Genomic DNA, 21,545 nt, shown 5'->3' on the forward strand with positions numbered 1-21,545 from the left:
CTTAGGCACCACGGCCCCTCGGGCCCCCGCTCGGCCTCGCCTACCCCACGGGTAGCATCCCTGGCCAGAGATCACGGGGAAACGGGGGGCCGTTGATGTCAGAGGAGACCACCGCACCATCGTCCGGGGGAGAGGACGGCATACGCGGATCCGGGCCGCGCCGGTCCTGGCCGCGCCGTCACCGGGGCGCCGTCGCCGCGGCGGCGTTCCTCGCCCTCGCCGGGGCCGCCGCCGGCACCTGGGCGACCGACACCTGGCCGTTCGCCAAGGAGCGTTACTGCTGGGGTGCTTGGGAGCAGGACAGCGGTCCAAAGGTGCTCGGCGACTCCGAACTTGAGGCCTCCAACAGCACCCGTACCGCTAGGGAGTCGGCCGCCCCGACCCGGCAAAAGCCCCGGGCCACCTGCACGTTGACGGTGACGTCCAGCATTCCGGACGACCACGGGGGCGACGAGGGGAGCGGCTCCGACACCATCGACTTCACCAAGACGGTCACCGTGACCTACGACTCCCCGCCCGAGAACCGGTCCGCCCGCCTCGAGTGGTACGGCGACTACCTCGATGGCTCCGTGTCGCCCCTGCCCGACGGCGTCCCGGGCCTGGTCAGCCAGCGCAAGGGCATGCTCGTCCTGCCCGAGCGGTGCGATGTCGACGGGCGCCCGGGCACCGTCACGATCGAGGCGAAGGAGCACGGCGACGGGCACCTGGGGCGGGTCGACGTCGGCGGCCGGATCGGCACCGAGTACGAGGTGGCCCAGCTGCTCCTCGCCGCCGCCAACACCGGCATGCGGCAGGCGGGTTGCGCCCCTGACGAACCGCTGCGGATCACCTCGCCGGTCGGCCCGGCCCGCGAACTGGAGAGCGACAGCGTCGACGACACCACCTGCGGCATCCGCGGCTTCGCCTTCCGTACGGGCAAGGACGACCACTACGACGCGGCCTCCGGCGCCGTCGACGACAACGTACAGCTCTGCTTCCTGACCAACACCGACGACGTCAGGAATCCCCGGTTCGCGGGGCAGTTCGTGATGGTGACCGAGCCGCGGCTGCGGGCCCTCTTCGACGGGTTCCCGGTGGAGCGGGCGCCCGGCGCCGGGTGGCGCGGCGTGGGAAGACTCGGCGAGGACTACCAGTTCGTCGAGGCGGAGTGCGGTTCCGGCCGCCGGGCCGCGTTCTTCCTGCGCCTGACGGACGGCGGCCTCGCCGGGGCGGCGGGGGACACCCGGCAGATCTTCGGCCGCACCGTCAACTCCGTTGCGGAACGCATCGGTTGCCCCGCCGTGGCACCGACGACACCACGGGAGCAGCGCCATGTCTGACATGCCCCAGAACGACAACGACACCCCGCGTGACGCCGCCACACCTGCACCCGCACACGCACCCGCACTCGAACCCGAACCTGCCCCCGCACCCGGTGGCCGAACGCGCCGCTTCCTGCGCGGCAGGCCCGGACTGCTCCTGGTCGGCGCCGTGGCCGGGGCGCTGCTCGGCGCGGGCACCGTGGCCTGGCGCACGGACACGCTGCCGCTGCTCCCGAAGGACCTGTGCTGGGGCACCCTGTCCGAGGACACGGCCTTCGGCATGTTCACGCGCAAGGGCCACCTGGAGGCGGACGAACTGCCCCTGGAGCGCGCCGACGGCAACGAGGACCGGGTGCGCGGCGAGTGCCGGATCACCCGCGTCGAGGACGGCGAGAAGAAGTGGCAGATCGTCGTGAAGGTGCGGGACCTCGACGACCTCAAGGGCCGCGATGTGCGCGAGTGGCCCGACGAGTTCCTCAACTCCCGGATGGCCCCGCTCGGTGGCGAGATCCTGGGCATGGCCTCGCCGAGCCGGGCCTGGGCCGCGCTGCCCAAGGGCTGCACCAGCACGTCGGGACGGCCGCACGCCCCGACGGTCGTCGAGCTGACCTCGGGCGCGGACGTGCCGTACTCCGAGCGGGACGAGGACGAGGAGATCCGCGCCGGGCAGGCCCGCACCGTCGTCCACATCGTCAACGGCCTGATACGGAAGTACGGCTGCGACGGCAGCTACCCCGACCACGGCGACCTCGCCCCGCTCGCCGAGCGCCACGACGTCAGGCCCGACGGCCTGTGCGGCATCAAGGGCTTGCGGCTGCCCGGCGTGGAGCGTGAGAGGGAGAACGGGGAGAACGGCAAGGGGGACGGCACGACGGACGACGACGGGGACTACTCGGACCGCTACGGCGAGCAACGTACGCCCGGCAAGAGCGGCGGCGTGCGCAGCTGCGAGGTCGATCGCGCGGGCACCCCGGAGCTGCGCCTTTCGACCATCGAGGACCCCGACCTGGCCGAGGTCTTCGTGCCGTACACCCTGCTCGACGGAGCGAAGCTGCGCGGCGACGGCTACGGCACGATCGGCCCGGACCTCGCCGTGTACCGCCTCCAGTGCCAGACCGGCGCGGTCGCCTTCGTGGCCCGCCGCCTGCGGGGCTCGTACGACTCCGACTGGTTCCGCGAGCTGCTGCCCGGCTATGTGCGGGCGGAGGCCAAGCGGATCGGGTGCGGTGATGTGACGGTCACGGGGTGAGCCCGGGGCGGTGGGGCGGCAGTCAGTCCCGTGTCCTGGGGTCAGCCCCCGTGGCCCGGTGTCAGTCCCCCTGCTCCGGTGTCAGCCCCAGTGCCCCGGCCGGGACAGGGACTCCGGGAGCCGGGTCGCCGCGTCGCCCCGTGCGGCGTTCAGCTGGGCCTGGGTGAGGAACAGGGCGCCGGTGAGATCGGCCCCGGCGAGCTGCGCGTCCCGCAGGTCGGCGCCGATGACGTCGGCACGGCGGAGGTCGGCGCCGCGGAGATCGGCGGCGATCAGGAGCGCCCCGCGCAGCGAGGCGCCGCGCAGGTTCGCGCCCTTGAGGCGGGCGCCGATCAGGTCGGCGCCGCGATGGTTCCGCTTGCGTCCCGGGACGTCGGCGCGGGCCAGCTCGCTGGAGCGCAGCAGCAGGGCGTTGATCTCGTCCCGCAGCGCCGGGACGTCTGCGGCGGCCAGTTCGTCGGCGGCGGCGCGGGTGAGCCGGTCCGTGCGGTCCAGGGCCTCGCGCAGCGCCCCGCGCACCGGACCGGAGCCGGGCAGCTCCAGGGCCTCGCTGACGTACCAGAGCAGCTCGTGCAGCTGCCGCATCACCGGGAACACCGCGAACATCTGCCGTGCGGTGCCGGGTTCACGCCGCCAGTCGCGGCCGCCGAAGGTCACCTGGGAGACCTTCTGCCCGGCCCCGAAACAGTCGAAGACGGTGCATCCGGGATAGCCGCGCTCGCGCAGCCGCGCGTGAATGCCGCACCGGAAGTCGTCCTGGAGGTTGCCGCAGGGCGTGCCCGCGGCCTTGTCGACCGCGAAGTCCGCCGAGGCGGCGAAGGGCAGCGCGACACAGCACAGCCCGAAGCAACTGCCGCAGTCGGCACGGAGCTCGGGGCGTCCGGAGGCCTGGGGGATGGCGAGCTCTGCCGCCTCTGCGGGCTCTGCGGCCGCTGGGGACTCTGCGGACGGTGCGGATGCCGCGGTCTCCGCGGACTCTGCGGGCCCGCTGGGCGGGGCGGTGGGCACGGTGGGGATCTCCTGGTACTGGGGGCCGGTGCCGGGGTTCGTACGGGGCCGAGCACCGCTCGCCGCCGCGCTCCCGATCACGCTGTGCCATTCTCCCTCATGCGCCGTCGTCCGGGGCCTTCCCATTCCCCGCGGCCGCCGTCGCAGCAGCCGCAGTGGCAGTCGCCGTCGCCGTCGCCAGGAACTGTGTGGCCGCCAGTTCCGCGTAGAGCGGGTCACCGGTGACGAGCTCGGCGTGAGTGCCGACCGCGCGTACCGTTCCGGCGTCCATCACCACGATGCGGTCGGCCATCGTGACCGTGGAGAGGCGGTGCGCGACGACCAGGACCGTCGTGGTGCGGGCGACATCGGCGACGGTGTCGCGCAGCGCCGCCTCGTTGACGGCGTCCAGCTGGCTGGTGGCCTCGTCGAGCAGCAGCAGCCGGGGGCGGCGGAGCAGCGCCCGTGCGATGGCGACGCGTTGGCGCTCGCCGCCGGAGAGCTTGGTGCCACGGTGCCCGACGAGCGTGTCCAGGCCCTGCGGCAGCCGGGCGACCAGGTCGGCCAGGCGCGTCGTCCGTACGACCCGGTCGAGCTCGGAGCCGTCGGCGTCCGGGTTGCCGAGCAGCAGGTTGTCGCGGAGCGAGCCGGAGAGCACCGGCGCGTCCTGCTCGACGTAGCCGATGGCGGAGCGGAGCACCGGTATCTCCCAGGCCGCGAGGTCGCGGCCGTCCAACGTGATACGGCCCGCCGTGGGGTCGTAGAAGCGCTCGATCAGTGAGAACACCGTCGTCTTGCCCGCGCCGGACGGGCCGACGAAGGCGGTCATGCCGCGCGCCGGGACCGTGAAGCTCACGCCGTGGTGCACGGCGGGCAGGTCGTCGGCGTACCGGAAGTGCACGTCCTGGAAGGCGAGTTCGGCGGGTGCGGCGCCCGGCTCGGGCAGCGGCGCGGGCCCGTCGGCCGGTTCGGCGGGCAGGCTCAGCGCCTCCTGGATCCGTACGAGCGCGGCCGCGCCGGTCTGGTACTGCGTGATCGCCCCGACGAGCTCCTGGATCGGCGACATCAGATAGAAGACGTAAAGCAGGAACGCCACCAGCGTGCCGATGTCGATCGCCCCGGTCGCCACCCGCGCGCCCCCGACCGCGAGCACCGTGATGAACGCGATCTGGATCGAAAGCCCGGCCGTGTTCCCGGCGAGCGCCGACCACTTGGCGGCCCGCACGCTCTGCCGCCAGGACTGCTCGGCGGCCTCGTGCACCACCTGCTCCTCGCGGTGCTCGGCACCGGACGCCTTGACGGTGCGCAGCGCGCCGAGCACCCGCTCGAGGGACGCACCCATCGCACCGACGGCTTCCTGCGCGTGCCGGGCGGCCTTGTTGATACGGGGCACGATCACGCCGATCACCGTGCCCGCGCCCAGGACCACGGCGAGCGTGACGCCGAGCAGCACCGGGTCGACCAGGCTCATCAGGACCAGCGTCGCGATCAGCGTCAGACCGCCCGTGCCCAGGCCCACCAGGGAGTCGGTGGTCACCTCGCGAAGCAGCGTGGTGTCGGAGGTGATCCGGGCCATCAGGTCGCCGGGCTCGGTGCGGTCGACGGACGCGATGCGCAGCCGCAGCAGATACGACGACAGGGCGCGCCGCGCGCCGAGCACCACGGACTCGGCGGTACGCCGCAGCACATACGAACTCACCGCGCCGAGCCCCGCGTTGGCGACCACGAGCACGGTCATCACGACCAGCGGCCCCGCTATGGCACGGTCGTGCGCGAGGTCGTCGATGAGGGCCCGGGCCACGAGGGGCAGAGCGAGCCCGGTGGCCCCCGTGATCAGGCCGAGCAGCGCCCCGGCGAGCAGGGTCCAGCGATGCGGACGTACGTAGCCCAACAGGAGCCGCCAGGTGGGCTCCGCCGCTGTGCTGGCGGGTGCGTCGCGCTCGGGCACGGGGGCGGTGTCTCCTTCGGCAGGTCCTACAGGGCCTCGAGGCCCTACAGGGGCGACGGGGAGTCGTACGCCCGATCGAACCCTAGGGACGCGAGGAGCCGTTCGACAACCGAAATATCGTGACCCGCCTGGGACTTAGGGTGGGCGATTGGTTCGGGGACCGGAGGGCGGGGGGCTGGAGATGCGGGGCACGGGGGCGCGCCTGGGGCGGCGGTTCGGGTGGCTCTGGGCGGCGTACGGGGTCAGCGCCTTCGGGACGTGGCTGGCGTTCGACGCGTTTCCGCTGATCGCGATCCTCGTCCTCGACGCGGGCCCGACCGAGGTGGCGACGCTCGCCGCCGCGGGGACGTTCGTGGGCGCGCTGGTGGCGGTGCCGCTCGGATCCTGGGTGGAGTTCCGCCGTAAGCGGCCCGTGCTCGTCGGCGCCGATCTGATCCGGTGCGCGGCGCTCCTGAGCATCCCCGCCGCGTACGCGCTCGGCCTGCTCACCTTCGCCCAACTCCTGGTCGTCTCGGTGGTCGTCGCCGCGGCCGGTATCACCTTCACCGCCGCGAGTGGCGCGTATGTGAAGTCGCTCGTACGCCGCGAGGACCTGCTCGTCGCGAACGGCCGGTTCGAGGCCACGATGTGGACGGCGACCGTGCTCGGCCCGCCGCTCGGCGGGGCGGCCGTCGGGCTCGTCGGGCCGATGGTGACGGTTCTCGCCGACGCGGTGAGCTATCTCCTGTCGGCCCTGGGACTGCGCGCGATCGGCGGTACGGAGCCACGCCCCGCGCGCACCCGGGCAGCGGCAGCGGCAGCGGTGCCACCGCCGAGGGCGCGGCTCCGGACGGCCGGTGAACTGCTCGACGGCTGGCGGTTCATCCTGCGGGACCCGGCCCTGCGCCCGCTGTTCGGTAACGCGGTCCTCGTCAACGGCCTGATCATGGCGACCTCGCCGCCGCTCGCCGTCCTGATGCTCGGCGACCTGGGGTTCGCGCCCTGGCAGTACGGGCTCGCGTTCGCGGTGCCGTGCGTCGGCGGCCTCATCGGCGCACGAATCTCCCGCCCGCTCGTCGCACGGTTCGGGGAGCACCGGGTGCTGCGCATCGCCGGGACGCTGCGGGCCTGCTGGCCGCTCGGGCTCGTCTTCATCGGGCCCGGAACCGGTGGGCTCGTCCTGGTGATGGTGGTCGAGTTCGGGCTCATCACCAGCGTGGGCGTGTTCAACCCGGTGCTCGCCACCCGCCGCCTCGACCGGATCCCGACGGACCGCGTCACCCGCGCCCTGTCCGCGTGGTCGGTCAGCGGCAAGGTCACCATCGCCGCCCTGACCGGGCTGTGGGGACTGCTCGCCGGGCTCACCGGCCCCCGTACCGCGATCGGCCTCGCCGGCGCCCTGCTCCTGGCGACCCCGTTCCTGCTGCCGCGCACCGCGGCGGCACCGCCCGCCTCACCGTCAACGGCGGAGACGTACGCCGACCGGGCCGCCCGACCGGCGGGACAACCGGAGGGACGCGGCGAGGACGACGGCGAGACGGAACCGGAGCGACGACCGTGAGCCTGGCGCCTCGACGAGGTGCCCGCCTTCGAGGAGGGCGAACTCCCGCGCCGCCGCTGGCGGGTGAACCAGACCCTGCCCGGCCGGATCTGACCTCAGCCCTCGGTGACCTGCCACGGGTCGGGGTGGTCCGCGGCCAGGCGGCGCGGTGCTACCTGGTGCCAGGCGTCCGCGAGGATGTCCTTCAGCTCGGCCTCGTCCGGTACGGCGGCAAGGCGTACCCGCAGCCAGTCGTAGCGGTCGTCGTGCCCGGCCCGCACGAAGAACTTCTCGGGCTCCGCGGCGATGAGTTCGGCCCGCTCGTCCCGGGGACACTTGACGCCCATCGACGCGTCGTCGTCCGACAGGGCGGCGAAGATCTTCCCGCGCACCCGGAAGGTCGGCTGCCCCCAGGCGGCCTTTTCCTCCGTCTCCGGCAGGCGCAGGGCGCAAGCTCGTACGTCATCGGCGGTGACCATGGCCCGAAGTTACGGCCTCCCGGCGCACTCGTCACCTCAGTGCGCCACCGTCACCGCCCCCTCCGCCCCTTCCGTCCCCTCCGCCTCTTCCGGTAGGCCGAGCCGCGCGGCGTCGCGCTGGGGGCGCAGGAACGCCGTGGCCAGGGCACCGGCGACGGCGAGCAACGCGGCCGTGACGAGCCAGGCGCGTTCGTACCCGGCGGCGGGGGAGGCCGCGGCGTCGACGATCCGGCCGAGCAGCAGCGGCGCCAGGGCCCCGGCGAGCGCGAACACGGCCACGAGAGCGCCGAGTACGACCCCGCGCCGGGACGGCGGCGTGATGCGGGCGCAGGCCGTCTGCGCGACCGTCAGCATGACGAGCGCGAGCGCCATCGGCCCGAACATCAGCGCCGTACTCAGCCACGCGGCCCCGGTGGTGGCGAACACCGCCACCGCGGCCGCCGACCCCAGCACAAGCAGCCCCGCGCCCGCACCGTCCGGCAGCCGGGGCGGCGCGGGGCGGCGGGCCGCGCGCCGGGCGAGCAGGCCGTGCGCCAGGAGCACGACGCCGTTGACGACGGCCATGGCGCCCACGGCGAGCCCGGTGGTGCGGCCGCTCCATCCGCGTACCGTCTCCAAGTAGTCCGGCGTCCAGGTGAGTTTGGCACTCATCAGCCAGTACGCGGCGAACGCGCCGAGGCACGCGGTCAGGAAGGTGCCGGACCGGAAGATACGCGCGAGCGGCACATCGGGGCCGTCGTCCGGTACTTCCGCACGGGTTCCGACCGGCGGCGCCAGCGGCCCCTCCGCCCCGCCCATGCCCCACAGCGCCGCCCACACCAGACCGACGAGCCCGACCGCGCCGAACGCCCAGCGCCACCCCAAGACGTCGATGACCAGCGTCAGGGCGGGCGCCGCCACCGCCACCCTCGCCGCCGCGCCCACCATCAGGACCGCCGTCGGCAGGGTCCGCTCGCGCTGCCCGAACCAGCCGTGCACATGGTGGACGGCGACCGGTGCGGCCGGGCCCTCGGCAGCGCCGAGCAGCACCCGGGTGGCCACCAGGGTGGTGAACCCGGCGGCGCCGATCAGCATGGGCAGCTGCGCCGCCGACCACAGCAGCGCCATGGCGCCGAGCAGTACCGCGGTGCGGACCGTGCGGGTCAGATACGACACCGCGAGCGCGGAGAGCGAGAACAGCGAGAAGAACGCCGTCTGCGCGGTGCCGAACTCCTGGCGCGAGAGCCCGAACTCCCGCATGGTCTCCGGGCCCGCGAGCCCGAGCACCGCCTTGTCCGCGAAGTTGACCAGCATGAAGGCGAGCAGCAGCCACGTCGTGCCCCAGGGCGTGCGCAGCCGGTCGCGCAGCGACATTGCGCCGCCCCCTCAACAGCAGCCGTCGTCGGCGGTCGGGCAATCCCCGACCACGCCACGCCCGGCTGTGCCCTCGTCGACCGCGCCGACGCTGATCCGGCCCGCCGCCCGCTGCCGTCCCTCGGCGCTCCGTGTCAGCTCGGTCGCGACGTCCGTGTCCGCGGCCACGGCCGCCGAATCCGCCGCCGCCCACGCGAAGATGCCCCGCGCCATCGTGGAGGTCTCGCGCTCGGCCCGCCGCGCGTACACCGTCGCCCGAACCCGGGCCACGTCGCTGTCCGCCGGGGCCGCGAGCGCCGCCGTCTCCGCGAGGTGCCCCGCCAGCCGGAACTCGCCCTCGTCCGCGAGCCGTTCGGCCCGCCGGGCAAGCACGAGCGCGCCGCCCGCCGCGTCCGCGAACTCGGCCGCCACCTCCGCCTCGGGCGCAGGCTTGAGGTGCGCCGGGTTCTGGTCGTACCACCCGCCCCACAGCCGCCACAGATTCCGCACGACGAACTCCGGCTCGTCGTACGCCGGGTGGAGGTACGGCTTGGCAAGCAGGTCCTCCGGGACGCGCACGCCGTGCAGCACTCCGTCCAGGCGGTGCCCGGCGTTCATCAGGGCACGGGTCTGCTCGCACAGCGTCTCCAGGAGCCGGGCCGCGTCGCCCAGCGCCTGCGCCACCCGGTCCGCGCCGACGATCGGGACGCCGTGCCCGGGCAGCAGCACCTCCGCGCCGAGCTCCTGCATGGCGCGCAGCGCCCGCGCCCACTCCTGCGGATAGCGCTGCGCCTTCTGCGGGTTGCCGGCGTTCGGCGAGTTCCAGATGAACAGGTCGCCCGTGCACAGCACCTTCAGCTCCGGCACCCACACGTACGTGTGGTCGTCGGTCTCGCCCCGCGCGTGCACCAGCTCGAAGGTCAGCTCGCTGCGGCTCAGCGTGTGCCGGTCGCGGTACGTGGTGTCGGGGTAGCGGTACTCGTTGGGCCACTCCAGGGACGGCACCCCGAACTGGCGGCGATTGATCCACGCGTTGTAGCCCGCCGTGTCCCGGTACCGGTCGAAGCGCGCGGCGACCGCTTCGTGCGCCACCACCTCGGGCCGTGCCTCCCCGGCCCGCGCGGCCTCCGCGTCGAACGGCGCGACCCCGAAGACGTGGTCGACATGCCCGTGCGTGTAGACCACGTGCCGCACCGGCGCTGCCGCGAACCTCCGTACCGCCGCGTGCAGTTGACCGGCCGTACGGAAGTCACCGGAGTCCACCAGGACGAGCCCGTCGCCGCTGTCGAAGACCGCGACGTTCGCGAACGCCGGGAAGAACCCCACCCGGTCCCGCACGGTGATCAGCTCCTCGCCCGTGTACGCGCCGGACAGATGCGGCAGCAACGTCTCCGCGCCCCGCCAGACGCGGTCGGCGTAATCGAGGTAGTCCTGCGGCTTGTGCTCGCTCATAGTGGCGGCTCCTTCGCTGCGTACGCCTGACGCCGCGTACGCCTGGTCGTTTCGCCACCCGAGTCTGGGCACTTGACGTGATATGCGACAGCCGGTGGCGTCACATCCGTGGAGCGCCGGTACTGTGACCGGTCACAATCGGCGAGGCCGGGTGGGAGAGGTGGCGATGAGGTTGCCCGAGGCGAAGGAGACCGGGCCCGAGGCCCAGGCCGCGGTGTCCGAGGCGGCGCGGGCGCTGGCCGCGCGCTGCGAGCCACGGGTCAACGAGCTCGCCCGACGGATGAGCCGAGAGTCCTTCGCCCACCTTCCGGGGTACGCCGAACTCCCCATCGACATGAAGGACGTGGAGATCGCGGCGACCGCGCGCCACGGCATCCGCGGCTTCCTGCGCGCGGTCCGTCGGGGGCGGGGTCCTGCCGGTGGGGTCAACGCGCTGTTCCTGGAGCGCGCCGCCCAGCGTGCCGATGAGGGCATGCCGCTGCACCTGCTCCTCCGCGTCCACACGTTGGGCATGCACGTGCTGTGGCGGGCGCTGCGGGAGAGCGCCGGTCCCGGCGAGGAGGCCGCCCTCGTCGAACTCGCCGACCTGATGCTCCGCTTCTGCCCCGACGTCGTCGGGACCGTGGCGCAGACGTACGTCGATGAACGCACCGCCCTGGAGGCGGAACAGCAGGAAGAGCGGCGCACCCTTGTCCGCGGGCTGCTCGACGGCACGTGTCCGCCCGACGCCGCGGTGACCGCCCAACTCGGTCTGGACGGACCGGGACGGACCGGCGTTGGTGCTCGCCCTCGGACTGACACGCGCCGACGGCGACGCCCCGGCCCTCAGCGACGCCAAGGGCGACAGCGGCGAGAAGGGTTACGGCGGCGACAAGGGCAACAGGGGTGACAAGGGCAACAGCGGCGACAAGGACGACAAGAGCGAAAAGGAACCCGCCAACGGCGCGGGCCCCGTGGCGCTGCGCCGCCGCCTCCGCCGCGTCCAGACCGCCCTCGACCGCGCCTTCGGCACCGAGGGGGCGTTGCTGTTGCTCGACGCGGACCGCGGGCGCGCCGTCGTGCCCGGCGCAGGGGAGCCCCCAGAGGGCCTGGGCCGCGCACTGGCCCGCGCCTGCGGGCGCTCCGTCCGGATCGCCGCCGTGCCCGCCACCGGCCCCGGCGACCTGCCCGGCGCGGCCCGTACCGCGGGGGAGATCCTGCGGGTCGCGCGGGCCTGCGGGCGCCCGCCCGGGGTGCACGTCCTCGACGACGTACTCCTCGAATACCACCTGACACGGCCCGGCGAGAGCGGCCGCCGGATCGCCGCGCTGCTCGACCCGGTGGCCGACCGGCCGGAGCTCATCGAGACCCTGCGCACCCACCTCGCCCTGCGCCAGGAGCGCCGCGCCACCGCGGCCGCCCTCGGCCTGCACCCCAACACGGTCGACAACCGCCTGTCCCGTACCGCCGAACAGACCGGCCTCGACGTCACGGACCCGCGCGGCGCGGCCCTGGCCCTGGCGGCCCTGCTGCTGCGCGAGCGGAACTGACGGCGCGGATGAGTGATCACCGCATCAGCTGCCCAAGTTCCCCGACCGAGCCAGCCACCGTCCCTCATGACGGGACACCGCGATCGGCCGCCCGAAGCACGCCGTCATCCGTTCCCCGGTGAGCACCTCGGCCACCGGGCCCGCCGCCTGCACCCGGCCCTCGCGCAGCAACAGCGCATGCCCGATCGCGGGTGACAGCTCCTCCAGGTGATGCGTGACCGTCACCGTGGCCAGCTCGGAGCGGTCCTCCGCCAGGCGCCGCATCGTGTCGATCAGGTCCTCGCGCGAGGGCAGGTCGAGGGCGTTGAACGGCTCGTCGAGCAGCAGCAGCGCCGGGTCGGACATCAGGGCGCGGGCGATCAGGATGCGGGCCCGCTGCCCGCCCGAACACACTCCGTACGGCCGGTGGGCGAGCTCCTTGATCTGGAGTTCGGCGAGGAGCGCGTGCGCCCGCTCCCGTACCTCGGCACCGTACGTACGCCACAGTGGTTGCACGGTGCCGCTGTGCCCGGTGAGCACGACGCCGTGTGCGCTGAGGTCCTGCGGCACGCGCTGGGCCGCGGACACCAGGCCGATGCGGGCGCGCAACTCCCGTACGTCCACGCGCCCGAGGCGGTGCCCGAGCACCTCGACCGTGCCGGTGGTCGGGAACATCTGGGCGCCGAGCAGGCGCAGCATCGTGCTCTTGCCCGCGCCGTTGGCCCCGAGCAGCGCCCAGTGCTCGCGCGCGCGGACCGTCCAGTCGATGCCGTCGAGGATGACCTGTCCGTTCGTGACACGGCGTACGCTCACGCCGTCCAGGGCCCCGACCACCCGCTCGCGCCCCGACTCGGCACCGCTCATCCCGACTCCCCAACTCGTGGCCAGCGTCTCACCGTTCCATGATCGTCCGGCGAACTCCCGCGCCGCCACCGGAAAAGCGAAAGCCGTGACGGGTGAGGTGCCTGATGCCAGGGTGTTGCACCGTAGGCGTGGCGGATCCGCGCCCGGGCTGGTTTCCCCGGCGGGGGGAAGCGGGCAAGGCACAGGGGGCCAACAGAAGAGGGGGAATCGTGATCGTCTGGATCAACGGTGCGTTCGGTGCGGGGAAGACGTCCGCCGCACGGGAACTGATCGAACTGATCCCGAACAGCACGCTCTTCGACCCCGAGCTGATCGGCGCCGGACTGCGGTACGTGCTGCCGCAGAAGCGCCTCGACGAGGTGAGCGACTTCCAGGACCTGCCCATCTGGCGGCGGCTCGTGGTCGACACGGTGGCCGCCCTCCTCAGTGAGGTCGGTGGGGTGCTCGTGGTCCCCATGACCCTGCTGCGGCAGGAGTACCGGGACGAGATCTTCGGGGGCCTCGCCTCCCGCCGGATACCTGTCCGGCATGTGCTGCTCGCCCCTGCCGAAACGATCCTTCGGGAGCGAATAGCCGGTCGTGAGGCGCCGGGTGAGGACGGCGAACTGCGCGTCCGGCAATGGGCGTACGACCATATCGAGCCGTACCGGGCGGCCCTCGCCGACTGGCTCACCGCGGACGCCCACGTCGTCGACAACGGCCACCTCACTCCGTACGGGACGGCCGAGCGGATCGCCGAGGCGGTGCGCAGCGGCGCGGCCGGGGTGTGCGACATCGTGCAGACCCCCGAGCCCACCGCACAGACCCTCGCCGCCGGGGTGCTGCTCTTCGACGAGCGGGACCGGGTGCTGCTCGTCGACCCGACCTACAAGCCGGGCTGGGAGTTTCCCGGCGGGGTCGTCGAGACCGGTGAGGCGCCCGCGTACGCCGGGGTGCGCGAGGTCGCCGAGGAGACCGGGCTCCAACTCGACCGGGTGCCCCACCTGTTGGTCATCGACTGGGAGCCGCCCCGGCCTCCCGGACACGGAGGGATGCGGCTCCTCTTCGACGGCGGCCGACTCGACAGCGGCGCCGCCGAACACCTGCTCCTGCCCGGGCCCGAGCTGCGCGGCTGCCGTTTCGTCACCGAACAGGAGGCGTCCGTGCTGCTGCCCTCGGTCCGCTTCGAGCGGCTGCGCTGGGCGCTGCGGGCCCGGGAGCAGGCCCGGGTGCTCTATCTGGAGGCGGGGGTACCGGTGGGCTGACACCGGCACCCGGGCCGGGCGGGCGGCGTCCGTCAGGGACCGTTGGCGTCCTCGGCTCAGCTGCCCGCGTAATTCCGCAGGAACAGCGCCTCCGTGACCGACAGGCGCTCCAACTCCTCGGGCGCCACGGACTCGTTGGGCGCGTGGATCTGCGCCGCGGGCTCGCTCAGGCCGATGAGCAGGATCTCCGCCTCGGGGTAGAGCGTGTTCAGCGTGTTGCACAGCGGGATCGAGCCGCCCTGCCCCACCGTCTGCATCTCCTGCCCGGGGTACGCGGCCCGCATCGCCTCGGCCATCGCCGCGTACGCCGGGCTGTCGATGTCCGCACGGAACGGCTGGCCCTGGCCGACCTGTTCGGTCCGCACCCGGGCGCCCCACGGAGTGTGCGCCTCCAGGTGCGCGCGGAGCAGCTTCGTGGCGTCGGCGGCGTCGACGCCCGGCGGCACCCGCAGGCTCACCAGCGCGCGGGCGCTCGCGTGCACCGACGGCGTCGCGCCGACCACCGGCGGGCAGTCGATGCCGAGCACGGTGACCGCGGGCCGCGCCCAGAGCCGGTCGGCGACCGAGCCGGAGCCGATCAGCTCCACGCCGTCCAGGACCTTGGCGTCCTGCCGGAAGTCGTCCTCGGCGTACGTCAATGCGTCCGAGGTCTGTCCGTTGTCGAGCCCGTCGACCGTGGTCGAACCGTCCTCGGCGCGCAGCGAGTCCAGGGTCCGGATCAGCGCACTGAGGGCGTCCGGGGCCGCGCCGCCGAACTGCCCGGAGTGCAGATTGCCCGCCAGGGTGTCCACCTCGACGCGGACCAGGGTCATGCCGCGCAGCGTCGCCGTCACGGTCGGCACGCCGACCCGGACGTTCCCGGTGTCCCCGATGACGACCGTGTCCGCCTTCAGAAGCTCCGGGTGCGCCTCGGCGTACCGCTCCAGGCCGCCGGTGCCCATCTCCTCGGAGCCCTCGGCGATGAACTTCACGGTCACCGGCACGCCGCCGTTCGCCTTGAGCGCACGCACCGCGAGCAGGTGCATGAGCACGCCGCCCTTGCAGTCGGCGGCGCCGCGCCCGTACCAGCGGCCGTCGCGCTCGGTCAGCTCGAACGGAGGCGTGATCCAGGCCGATTCGTCCAGCGGCGGCTGTACGTCGTAGTGGGCGTAGAGCAGCACGGTCGGGGCGCCCTCGGGGCCCTGCAGGCGGCCGTACACCGACTGCGTGCCGTCCGGCGTTTCGAGCAGCGCCACGTCCTCGAAGCCCTCGGCGCGCAGCGCGTCCGCCACCCAGTTCGCGGCCGCCTCGCTCTCGCTGCGCGGGAACTGCGCGAAGTCCGCCACCGACTTGAACGCCACGAGTTCCGCCAGCTCGGCCTTGGCCCGGGGCATCAGCGAGGAGACGGTTTCGGCGATCTGCTGCGACGGCATGGGCACGCTCCTGGTGGGTGCGACGTTGTGGATAGGGAGTCTCGGTGTAGTGGAGACATACGTAGTTACGTAGTGGAGACATATGTGTGGTGTCTCCGGGGCATACGCGCGCGGGGTGCGCCCGCGTACACGGTGCCGATCTTCCCACAGGAGCAGCGCCGGAGGGCCCGCCGTAGGATGCCGTGGACAGCGGCCGAAGACAGCTGGATCGGAGCAGCAGCCCATCGTGAGCAGCGACAACTCGAGCGACAACGCGAACGAGCACACGGGCGGGAGCGCGGAGGAGCACGCGACCGCCGACGAGCACCCGGGCACCGCCGCGGAACCCGGCGCCGCCGGTTCGCCCGCGGGCCCGGTGCCGCCGGTGTGGGACGTGGTCGTCGTCGGCGCGGGCCCGGCCGGGGCGTCCGCGGCGTACGCGGCCGCGGTCGCGGGCCGCCGCGTGCTGCTCCTGGAGAAGGCCGAGCTGCCCCGGTACAAGACGTGCGGCGGCGGCATCATCGGCCCGTCTCGGGACGCGCTGCCGCCCGGCTTCGAACTGCCGCTGCGCGACAAGGTGTACGCGGCCACGTTCACCCGGAACGGCCGGTTCGCCCGCACCCGACGCGCCCGGCACATGCTGTTCGGCCTGATCAACCGCCCCGAGTTCGATCAGCAACTGGTCGAGGCGGCCCAGAAGGCGGGCGCTGAGCTGCGCACCGGCGCCACGGTCTCGCGGGTCGAGCAGCACGGCCCGGCGGTGCCCGACCGGCGTACCGTCGCCGTGCTCCTCGCGGACGGCGAGACGGTCCTGGCCCATGCGGTGGTCGGCGCGGACGGCAGCGCGAGCCGGATAGGAGCGCATGTCGGCGTCAAGCTCGACCAGGTGGACCTCGGCCTGGAGGCGGAGATCCCGGTGCCGCCGTCGGTGGCCGAGGACTGGGCGGGCCGGGTGCTCATCGACTGGGGCCCGATGCCCGGGAGTTACGGCTGGGTCTTCCCGAAGGGGGACACGCTGACCGTCGGCGTGATCTCCGCGCGCGGCGAAGGCGCCGCCACCAAGCGGTACTTGGAGGACTTCATCGGCCGCCTCGGCCTCGCCGGGTTCGAGCCGAGCATCTCCTCCGGCCACCTGACCCGCTGCCGCAGCGAGGACTCACCGCTCTCCCGCGGCCGGGTCCTGGTCTGCGGCGACGCGGCGGGCCTGCTCGAGCCGTGGACCCGCGAGGGCATCTCGTACGCCCTGCGCTCGGGGCGGCTCGCGGGGGAGTGGGCGGTCCGGATCGCCGAGGCGCACGACGCGGTGGACGCCCGCCGCCAGGCCCTGAACTACGCCTTCGCGATCCGCGCGGGCCTGGGCGTGGAGATGGCCGTCGGGCGGCAGATGCTCGGCGTCTTCGAGCGCAAGCCGGGCCTGCTGCACGCGGCGATCACGGGGCTCCGCCCGGCGTGGCTCGCGTTCGCACGGATCACCCAGGGCTACACCACGCTCGCCGAGATCGTACGGACGCGCCCCATGGCGAAGCGCGCGCTCGCGGCCCTCGGCCACACGGCACCGGCCGAGGCGGCGGCCGAGCAGGAGCCGGGAAGGCCGGAGTCGGAGAGGCCGGAGACGGAGAGCGAGCCGAACAAGCCCTGAGGCCGAGGCCCGGTCCGGCGGATCTCTCCCCATACCCGCCCCTTCCCGAAACTGGGGACCTGCGGCCCCCAGGCCCCCGCCGGGGCTTCGCCCCCTGACCCCGCCTGGGGCTTCGCTCCCAGGTCCCCCGCCGGGGCTGCGCCTTCACCCCCCACTGGGGGCTTCGCCCCCCTGACCCCCACTGGGGGCTTCGCCCCCCTGACCCCCACTGGGGGCTTCGCCCCCCTGACCCCCACTGGGGGCTTCGCCCCCAGACCCCGCCTGGGGCTTCGCTCCCAGGTCCCCCGCCGAGGCTGCGCCTTCACCCCCCACTGGGGGCTTCGCCCCCCTGACCCCCGCCGAGGCTGCGCCTCCACCCCCACTGGGGGCTACGCCCCCTGACCCCCACCGCGGGCTTCGCCCCTAATCCCCGCCGGAGGCTTGCCCCCTGGGCCGCCAGGGGCCTGGGGCGGAGCCCCAGTTGTGGGGAGGGGCGGGTAGGGGGAAGGCCCGCCGCAGGCGCGAAGATCCGCCGGATACGCCCTAGGGCCCGTCTCCCCGGTCTTCGCGGGTCTTCTAGGACCGCATGGTCAGTCGGAACACCGGGTGGTCGGGTGCCGCGGAGAGCAGCTCGGGGTCCGTGGACGTGGCCGTGACGCCCCTGAAGTAGCCGTTCACCTCCCAGCCCCAGCGCTCCAGATAGCGGCGCAGGACCGCCATCTTGGTGGCGTCGTCGGGGATCTCGGCCGCGGTGAAACGGCGCACCTTGCTGCCCACGCGCAGCTCGCCGCCGCCCGCCGCGCGCATGTTCCGCACCCACTGGGAGTGGCCGCGCGCCGAGACGAGGTAGAGCGCGCCCTCGTGCGTGAGCGGGTTGACCGGGACGCGCTGCGGCTTGCCGCTCTTGCGGCCCGGCACGGTGAGTTCGGCCGAGCCCTGGAGGCTGATGCCGTGCCGCGCGAGCAGGCCGACGAAGCGATTGAAGCGGGTGGTGAGGGCACCGGCCCGTCGGTAGTACGGGTGTGCGGGGGCGGGGGTGGAGGACTGGGAGGCCATTGAGGTCACCTTCCGGTTTCCGGTTCTGTGGGGCCGAGCGCCGCGCGCCGCGCGCGGAGAGCCGAGTTGCCCGGCATCGAGCGTCGCGGCAAAACGTGAGCGGTGCTCTCGGTCGTTATGAGTCGAGCGTGGCATGCCTCCGTGTGTAAGGCAAGAGCAGTGCTCTCGAAGTAGTGCAGCGCTCTTGTGGTGGAGCGGTGCTCTGGCACACTGGCCTCATGACGACGCGTACGAACTCCGCCGAACAGCAGCCGCAGGGAGGCACACCCCAGGGAGGCACACCCCAGGGAGGCAGGGCGCAGGGCGTCCGGGCCCGCGCCCGGGCCGAACTCACCGCGGCCATCAAGGACGAGGCGCGCCGTCGGCTCGCCGCGGAGGGCGCCGCCAAGCTCTCACTGCGCGCCGTCGCCCGCGAACTCGGCATGGTCTCCTCGGCCTTGTACCGCTACTTCCCGAGCCGCGACGAGCTCCTCACGGCACTGATCGTCGACGCGTACGACTCACTCGGAGAAGCCGCCGAGGCAGCGGCGGCAGCGCAGGCCACGGAGCGGGGCGCGCCCGGCGCCCGCTGGCTCGCGGTCTGCCGGGCCGTACGCGCCTGGGCCCTGGACCATCCGCACGAGTACGCCCTGATCTACGGCTCGCCCGTGCCCGGCTACACCGCGCCCCGCGACACCGTCGGACCGGCGTCCCGCGTCGGTCTGCTCCTGATCTCCCTCGCCCGCGAAGCGCACGAGGCCGGACACCTGCGCGTGCCCGAACTGCCGGACCCGGTACGCCCCGAGGCGGCGCGGCTCGCCGCCGATGTGGCCCCCGACCTGCCACCGGCGACGGTCGCCGCGCTCACGGCGGCGTGGGCGCAGCTGTTCGGCCTGGTCTCCTTCGAGGTCTTCGGGCAGTTCAACCGCGTCGTCGAGGACCGCGAGGCGTTCTTCACGCACGCTGCGGGCCGCCTCGCCCACTCCGTGGGCCTGGTGGAGCCCTGAGCCGGGACGGGGCGGAGCGTGAGCCGGGCCGCGCGCCCCTCTCACCTGGGATCCGTACTCTCCGGGGAGTACAGGTGATCACCGCGTACGGCTGATGCCCGGACCCTCGCCGCCGTCTAGCGTGACGGTCATGGACGAGCAGCGCACCCGCACGCCCGACGGCCCCCGCAGAGACGGGCCGCCCTGGCAGCGGTTCGGGGAGGCGATGGAGCGGCAGGGCCCGCCGGGGTTCCTGCGCTGGTTCGAGGACGGTGCGGGGCGCCGCAGACTGCCCTGGTTCTCGACGCTGTTCCTCGCCGCCTTCGTGCAGTTCGGGTCCACCTGGGCCGAGCACGGACAGGTGGGGGAGCGGGCGCCGCTCGACGTCTTCGCCCGGCTGCTGCTGCTCGCGGGCTCGCTGCTGCTGCTCCTGCGGCACCGCTACCCCACACCCGTGGTGTTCGGCGCGGCCGCGACCACCCTGGTCTACCTCGGTGCCGGATACCCGTACGGCCCGGTCTTCTTCACCGTCGCGGTGGCCGTCTTCGCCGCGCTCGTCGCCGGGCAGCGGTACGCGGCCTGGGGCGCCGTCCTCATACTCTGGGCCGGTCACCTCCTGATCGGTCACTGGCTGTACGCGTATCTGCCGCCGTCGGGCGACAGCGCGGCGTCCTGGGGGCAGGAACTCCTCGTCGCCGCCTGGGTCCTGGCGATCGCCGCGGTCGCCGAGCTCGCCCGCAACCGCCGCGAGCAATGGGCCAAGGAACGGGCCGAACGTGCCCAGGCCGCCAAGCGGCGCGCCGACGAGGAGCGGCTTCGTATCGCCCGCGAACTCCACGACGTACTCGCCCACTCCATCTCGGTGATCAACGTCCAGGCGGGCGTGGGCCTCGCGCTCCTCGACTCCGACCCGGAGCAGGCCCGTACCGCCCTCACGACCATCAAGTCCGCCAGCAAGGAGGCGCTCGGCGAGGTCCGTCAGGTGCTCGACACGCTCCGCACCCCCGGCGACGCGCCGCGCGCCCCGGCGCCCGGGCTCGGCCGGCTGCCCGAACTGGTGGAGCAGGCGGCGAGCGCCGGGCTCACCGTGGACGTGACCACGGAAGGACGCGAGGTGCCGCTCGCCCCGGGCGCGGACCTCGCCGCGTTCCGGATCGTGCAGGAGGCGCTCACCAATGTCGTACGGCACTCGGGCTCGCGGCAGGCGCGCGTGCGGGTGCGGTACGGGGCTCCAGAGCCCAAGTCGGCGTCCGGAGCGCGTGGTTCAGGCTCCGGAACGGTAGAGCTGAGCATCGAGGACGACGGGCCCGCGGCGCAGGTCGACGCGGGTGGCAGCGGCAACGGGCTTGCCGGAATGCGTGAGCGCGCGGCCGCCCTGGGTGGCACGATCGAGGCGGGCCCGCGCCCGGACGGTGGCTTCCGGGTACGGGCCGTACTGCCGCAACGGCCGAAGGAGAAGAACACGTGATCCGCGTACTGCTCGCCGACGACCAGTCCCTGGTGCGGGCCGGGTTCCGGGCCTTGCTCGACGCCCAGAAGGACATCGAGGTCGGGGGGGAGGCGGCCGACGGCGAAGAGGCGGTGCGCATGGTGCGCGAACTGCGGCCCGACGTCGTCCTGATGGACATCCGCATGCCCCTGCTCGACGGCCTCGCCGCGACCCGCGAGGTCACCGGGGACCCGGACCTCGGGCAGGTGAAGGTGGTCATGCTCACCACCTTCGAGCTCGACGAGTACGTCTTCGAGGCGATCCGCGCGGGCGCCTCCGGCTTCCTGGTCAAGGACACGGAACCGGACGAACTGCTGCGCGCCGTACGGGCGGTGGTGGAGGGGGACGCGCTGCTCTCGCCGGGCGTGACCCGGCGGCTCATCGGCGAGTTCGCCGCCCGCTCCAAGGAGCCCGCGGTCGCCGAGACTCTGAGCGAACTGACGGAGCGGGAGCGGGAGGTGATGGCCCTGGTCGGCATCGGCCTCTCCAACGAGGAGATCGCCCGCCGCCTGGTCGTCAGCCCGCTCACCGCGAAGACCCACGTGAGCCGCACCATGGTCAAGCTGGGCGCCCGCGACCGCGCCCAACTGGTCGTTCTCGCCTACGAGTCGGGGTTGGTACGCCCGGGCTGGCTGGGCTGACCGTGGCGGTGGTACGGGGCCCGGTCCCGAACGCCGTCGAGACGGCTGTGACGGTCGTACGCCTCAGAGTCCACGGTCCTGTGGAACCGCCGCAGGACGAACCACACCCGGGCGAAGAACACGACCGCGGCCAGGGCCAGGCCGGTGACGCGCAGCCCGGTCGCGGCGGGGCCGGGCAGTGTGAAGAGCACGGTGGGTCCGGCCACGGTGCCGAGGACGAGGGCGGCGGTGACGGCCGCGGACAGGAGCGCGTACGCGATCTCTACGGTGGCTGCGTCCCGGACGGCTTGCGCGCGTGGTGTCCCCATGGGGGAGATTGTTCCCCAGCCCCGCCCCTTCCCGTAAGCCTGACGGCGCTTCGGGGCTCCGCCCCGGACCCGGTATCGCGCTGAACGCGCTCGTCCTCAAACGCCGGACGGGCTGAAAGATCAGCGGTGCCGTACCGCGGACGGCCTAACGCGCCCTATCTCATTCCGGTCACACTGCGGGCCATGGCCGAGGT

The 21,545-nt window shown here is 73.5% G+C and carries 19 protein-coding genes; 10 read left to right on the forward strand and 9 right to left on the reverse strand.

From position 1 onward, the window contains the following. The first annotated feature begins 95 nt into the window (after positions 1-95). Together ACWD10_RS28945 and ACWD10_RS28950 are read left to right on the forward strand one after the other, a co-directional pair. On the forward strand, positions 96-1,319 hold the full coding sequence (locus ACWD10_RS28945; protein ID WP_451096139.1) for a hypothetical protein: 1,224 nt from the start codon (positions 96-98) through the stop codon (positions 1,317-1,319). After that, a complete protein-coding gene (locus ACWD10_RS28950) occupies positions 1,312-2,550 on the forward strand; it encodes a hypothetical protein (RefSeq protein ID WP_451096141.1) in 1,239 nt (412 codons plus the stop codon). The genes ACWD10_RS28945 and ACWD10_RS28950 overlap by 8 nt, the downstream gene beginning before the upstream one ends. Positions 2,551-2,631: 81 nt before the next feature. On the opposite strand, the gene ACWD10_RS28955 is transcribed toward ACWD10_RS28950, so the two are convergent. Together ACWD10_RS28955 and ACWD10_RS28960 are read right to left on the reverse strand one after the other, a co-directional pair. Continuing rightward, complete coding sequence (locus tag ACWD10_RS28955; protein WP_451096180.1) at positions 2,632-3,447, reverse strand: pentapeptide repeat-containing protein; 816 nt, start codon at positions 3,445-3,447, stop codon at positions 2,632-2,634. A gap of 208 nt (positions 3,448-3,655) precedes the next feature. Beyond that, a complete protein-coding gene (locus ACWD10_RS28960) occupies positions 3,656-5,485 on the reverse strand; it encodes an ABC transporter ATP-binding protein (protein ID WP_451096143.1) in 1,830 nt (609 codons plus the stop codon). A gap of 181 nt (positions 5,486-5,666) precedes the next feature. Here ACWD10_RS28960 and ACWD10_RS28965 point away from each other — a divergent pair, with 181 nt between their 5' ends. After that, the gene (locus ACWD10_RS28965) at positions 5,667-7,025 is read left to right on the forward strand and encodes an MFS transporter (protein WP_451096145.1); all 1,359 of its coding nucleotides are present in this window, start codon (positions 5,667-5,669) and stop codon (positions 7,023-7,025) included. A 95-nt stretch (positions 7,026-7,120) separates the two neighbouring features. On the opposite strand, the gene ACWD10_RS28970 is transcribed toward ACWD10_RS28965, so the two are convergent. Genes ACWD10_RS28970 through ACWD10_RS28980 form a run of 3 tightly spaced genes read right to left on the reverse strand, consistent with a single transcriptional unit; the run spans position 7,121 to position 10,267 of the window. Next, positions 7,121-7,483, reverse strand: a complete 363-nt coding sequence (locus ACWD10_RS28970; RefSeq protein ID WP_451096147.1) for an MmcQ/YjbR family DNA-binding protein — start codon at positions 7,481-7,483, stop codon at positions 7,121-7,123. A 36-nt stretch (positions 7,484-7,519) separates the two neighbouring features. Continuing rightward, entirely contained in the window at positions 7,520-8,836 is a 1,317-nt protein-coding gene (locus ACWD10_RS28975) for an MFS transporter (protein ID WP_451096149.1), read from the reverse strand. A 12-nt stretch (positions 8,837-8,848) separates the two neighbouring features. Continuing rightward, a complete protein-coding gene (locus ACWD10_RS28980) occupies positions 8,849-10,267 on the reverse strand; it encodes an alkyl sulfatase dimerization domain-containing protein (protein ID WP_451096151.1) in 1,419 nt (472 codons plus the stop codon). Between the two features lie 166 nt (positions 10,268-10,433). On the opposite strand from ACWD10_RS28980, the gene ACWD10_RS28985 reads away from it, so the two are divergent. After that, a complete protein-coding gene (locus ACWD10_RS28985) occupies positions 10,434-11,156 on the forward strand; it encodes a hypothetical protein (protein ID WP_451096153.1) in 723 nt (240 codons plus the stop codon). After that, positions 11,047-11,796, forward strand: coding sequence for a PucR family transcriptional regulator (locus tag ACWD10_RS28990; protein WP_451096155.1), 750 nt, complete (start codon positions 11,047-11,049; stop codon positions 11,794-11,796). Before ACWD10_RS28985 ends, ACWD10_RS28990 begins: the two co-directional genes overlap by 110 nt. Positions 11,797-11,820: 24 nt before the next feature. Here ACWD10_RS28990 and ACWD10_RS28995 read toward each other — a convergent pair whose 3' ends face one another. After that, a complete protein-coding gene (locus ACWD10_RS28995) occupies positions 11,821-12,639 on the reverse strand; it encodes an ABC transporter ATP-binding protein (RefSeq protein WP_451096157.1) in 819 nt (272 codons plus the stop codon). Between the two features lie 206 nt (positions 12,640-12,845). Between ACWD10_RS28995 and ACWD10_RS29000 the strand changes: the two genes are divergently transcribed. Next, entirely contained in the window at positions 12,846-13,883 is a 1,038-nt protein-coding gene (locus ACWD10_RS29000) for an NUDIX domain-containing protein (protein ID WP_451096182.1), read from the forward strand. 56 nt (positions 13,884-13,939) lie between these two features. Here ACWD10_RS29000 and ACWD10_RS29005 read toward each other — a convergent pair whose 3' ends face one another. Beyond that, the gene (locus tag ACWD10_RS29005) at positions 13,940-15,295 is read right to left on the reverse strand and encodes a M20/M25/M40 family metallo-hydrolase (protein ID WP_451096159.1); all 1,356 of its coding nucleotides are present in this window, start codon (positions 15,293-15,295) and stop codon (positions 13,940-13,942) included. A gap of 355 nt (positions 15,296-15,650) precedes the next feature. Here ACWD10_RS29005 and ACWD10_RS29010 point away from each other — a divergent pair, with 355 nt between their 5' ends. Beyond that, the gene (locus tag ACWD10_RS29010) at positions 15,651-16,913 is read left to right on the forward strand and encodes a geranylgeranyl reductase family protein (protein WP_451096184.1); all 1,263 of its coding nucleotides are present in this window, start codon (positions 15,651-15,653) and stop codon (positions 16,911-16,913) included. 555 nt (positions 16,914-17,468) lie between these two features. On the opposite strand, the gene ACWD10_RS29015 is transcribed toward ACWD10_RS29010, so the two are convergent. After that, positions 17,469-17,948 (reverse strand): nitroreductase family deazaflavin-dependent oxidoreductase, encoded by a 480-nt coding sequence (locus ACWD10_RS29015; RefSeq protein WP_451096161.1) that lies wholly within the window; start codon positions 17,946-17,948, stop codon positions 17,469-17,471. A 218-nt stretch (positions 17,949-18,166) separates the two neighbouring features. On the opposite strand from ACWD10_RS29015, the gene ACWD10_RS29020 reads away from it, so the two are divergent. The 3 genes from ACWD10_RS29020 to ACWD10_RS29030 all read left to right on the forward strand — a co-directional run bounded on the left by ACWD10_RS29020 (position 18,167) and on the right by ACWD10_RS29030 (position 21,043). Beyond that, on the forward strand, positions 18,167-18,934 hold the full coding sequence (locus ACWD10_RS29020; RefSeq protein ID WP_451096163.1) for a TetR/AcrR family transcriptional regulator: 768 nt from the start codon (positions 18,167-18,169) through the stop codon (positions 18,932-18,934). Positions 18,935-19,064: 130 nt separating this feature from the next. Then, positions 19,065-20,381 carry a sensor histidine kinase gene (locus tag ACWD10_RS29025; RefSeq protein WP_451096165.1) on the forward strand — a complete coding sequence of 439 codons (1,317 nt, stop codon included), beginning with the start codon at positions 19,065-19,067 and terminating at the stop codon, positions 20,379-20,381. Next, positions 20,378-21,043 (forward strand): response regulator, encoded by a 666-nt coding sequence (locus tag ACWD10_RS29030; RefSeq protein ID WP_451096167.1) that lies wholly within the window; start codon positions 20,378-20,380, stop codon positions 21,041-21,043. Before ACWD10_RS29025 ends, ACWD10_RS29030 begins: the two co-directional genes overlap by 4 nt. Here ACWD10_RS29030 and ACWD10_RS29035 read toward each other — a convergent pair. After that, positions 21,004-21,351 carry a DUF6332 family protein gene (locus tag ACWD10_RS29035; RefSeq protein WP_451096169.1) on the reverse strand — a complete coding sequence of 116 codons (348 nt, stop codon included), beginning with the start codon at positions 21,349-21,351 and terminating at the stop codon, positions 21,004-21,006. The genes ACWD10_RS29030 and ACWD10_RS29035 overlap by 40 nt on opposite strands. Positions 21,352-21,545 lie beyond the last annotated feature (194 nt).

It is taken from the genome of Streptomyces sp. NPDC002851, assembly GCF_053591935.1.

Excerpts from the sequence above, each read along its gene's own strand:
- ACWD10_RS28945 (WP_451096139.1), top strand. The coding sequence starts at position 96 with ATGTCAGAGGAGACCACCGCACCATCGTCCGGGGGAGAGGACGGCATA.
- ACWD10_RS28950 (WP_451096141.1), top strand. The coding sequence starts at position 1,312 with ATGTCTGACATGCCCCAGAACGACAACGACACCCCGCGTGACGCCGCC.
- ACWD10_RS28965 (WP_451096145.1), top strand. The coding sequence starts at position 5,667 with ATGCGGGGCACGGGGGCGCGCCTGGGGCGGCGGTTCGGGTGGCTCTGG.
- ACWD10_RS28970 (WP_451096147.1), bottom strand. The coding sequence starts at position 7,483 with ATGGTCACCGCCGATGACGTACGAGCTTGCGCCCTGCGCCTGCCGGAG.
- ACWD10_RS28975 (WP_451096149.1), bottom strand. The coding sequence starts at position 8,836 with ATGTCGCTGCGCGACCGGCTGCGCACGCCCTGGGGCACGACGTGGCTG.
- ACWD10_RS28980 (WP_451096151.1), bottom strand. The coding sequence starts at position 10,267 with ATGAGCGAGCACAAGCCGCAGGACTACCTCGATTACGCCGACCGCGTC.
- ACWD10_RS28985 (WP_451096153.1), top strand. The coding sequence starts at position 10,434 with ATGAGGTTGCCCGAGGCGAAGGAGACCGGGCCCGAGGCCCAGGCCGCG.
- ACWD10_RS28995 (WP_451096157.1), bottom strand. The coding sequence starts at position 12,639 with ATGAGCGGTGCCGAGTCGGGGCGCGAGCGGGTGGTCGGGGCCCTGGAC.
- ACWD10_RS29005 (WP_451096159.1), bottom strand. The coding sequence starts at position 15,295 with ATGCCGTCGCAGCAGATCGCCGAAACCGTCTCCTCGCTGATGCCCCGG.
- ACWD10_RS29015 (WP_451096161.1), bottom strand. The coding sequence starts at position 17,948 with ATGGCCTCCCAGTCCTCCACCCCCGCCCCCGCACACCCGTACTACCGA.
- ACWD10_RS29020 (WP_451096163.1), top strand. The coding sequence starts at position 18,167 with ATGACGACGCGTACGAACTCCGCCGAACAGCAGCCGCAGGGAGGCACA.
- ACWD10_RS29025 (WP_451096165.1), top strand. The coding sequence starts at position 19,065 with ATGGACGAGCAGCGCACCCGCACGCCCGACGGCCCCCGCAGAGACGGG.
- ACWD10_RS29035 (WP_451096169.1), bottom strand. The coding sequence starts at position 21,351 with ATGGGGACACCACGCGCGCAAGCCGTCCGGGACGCAGCCACCGTAGAG.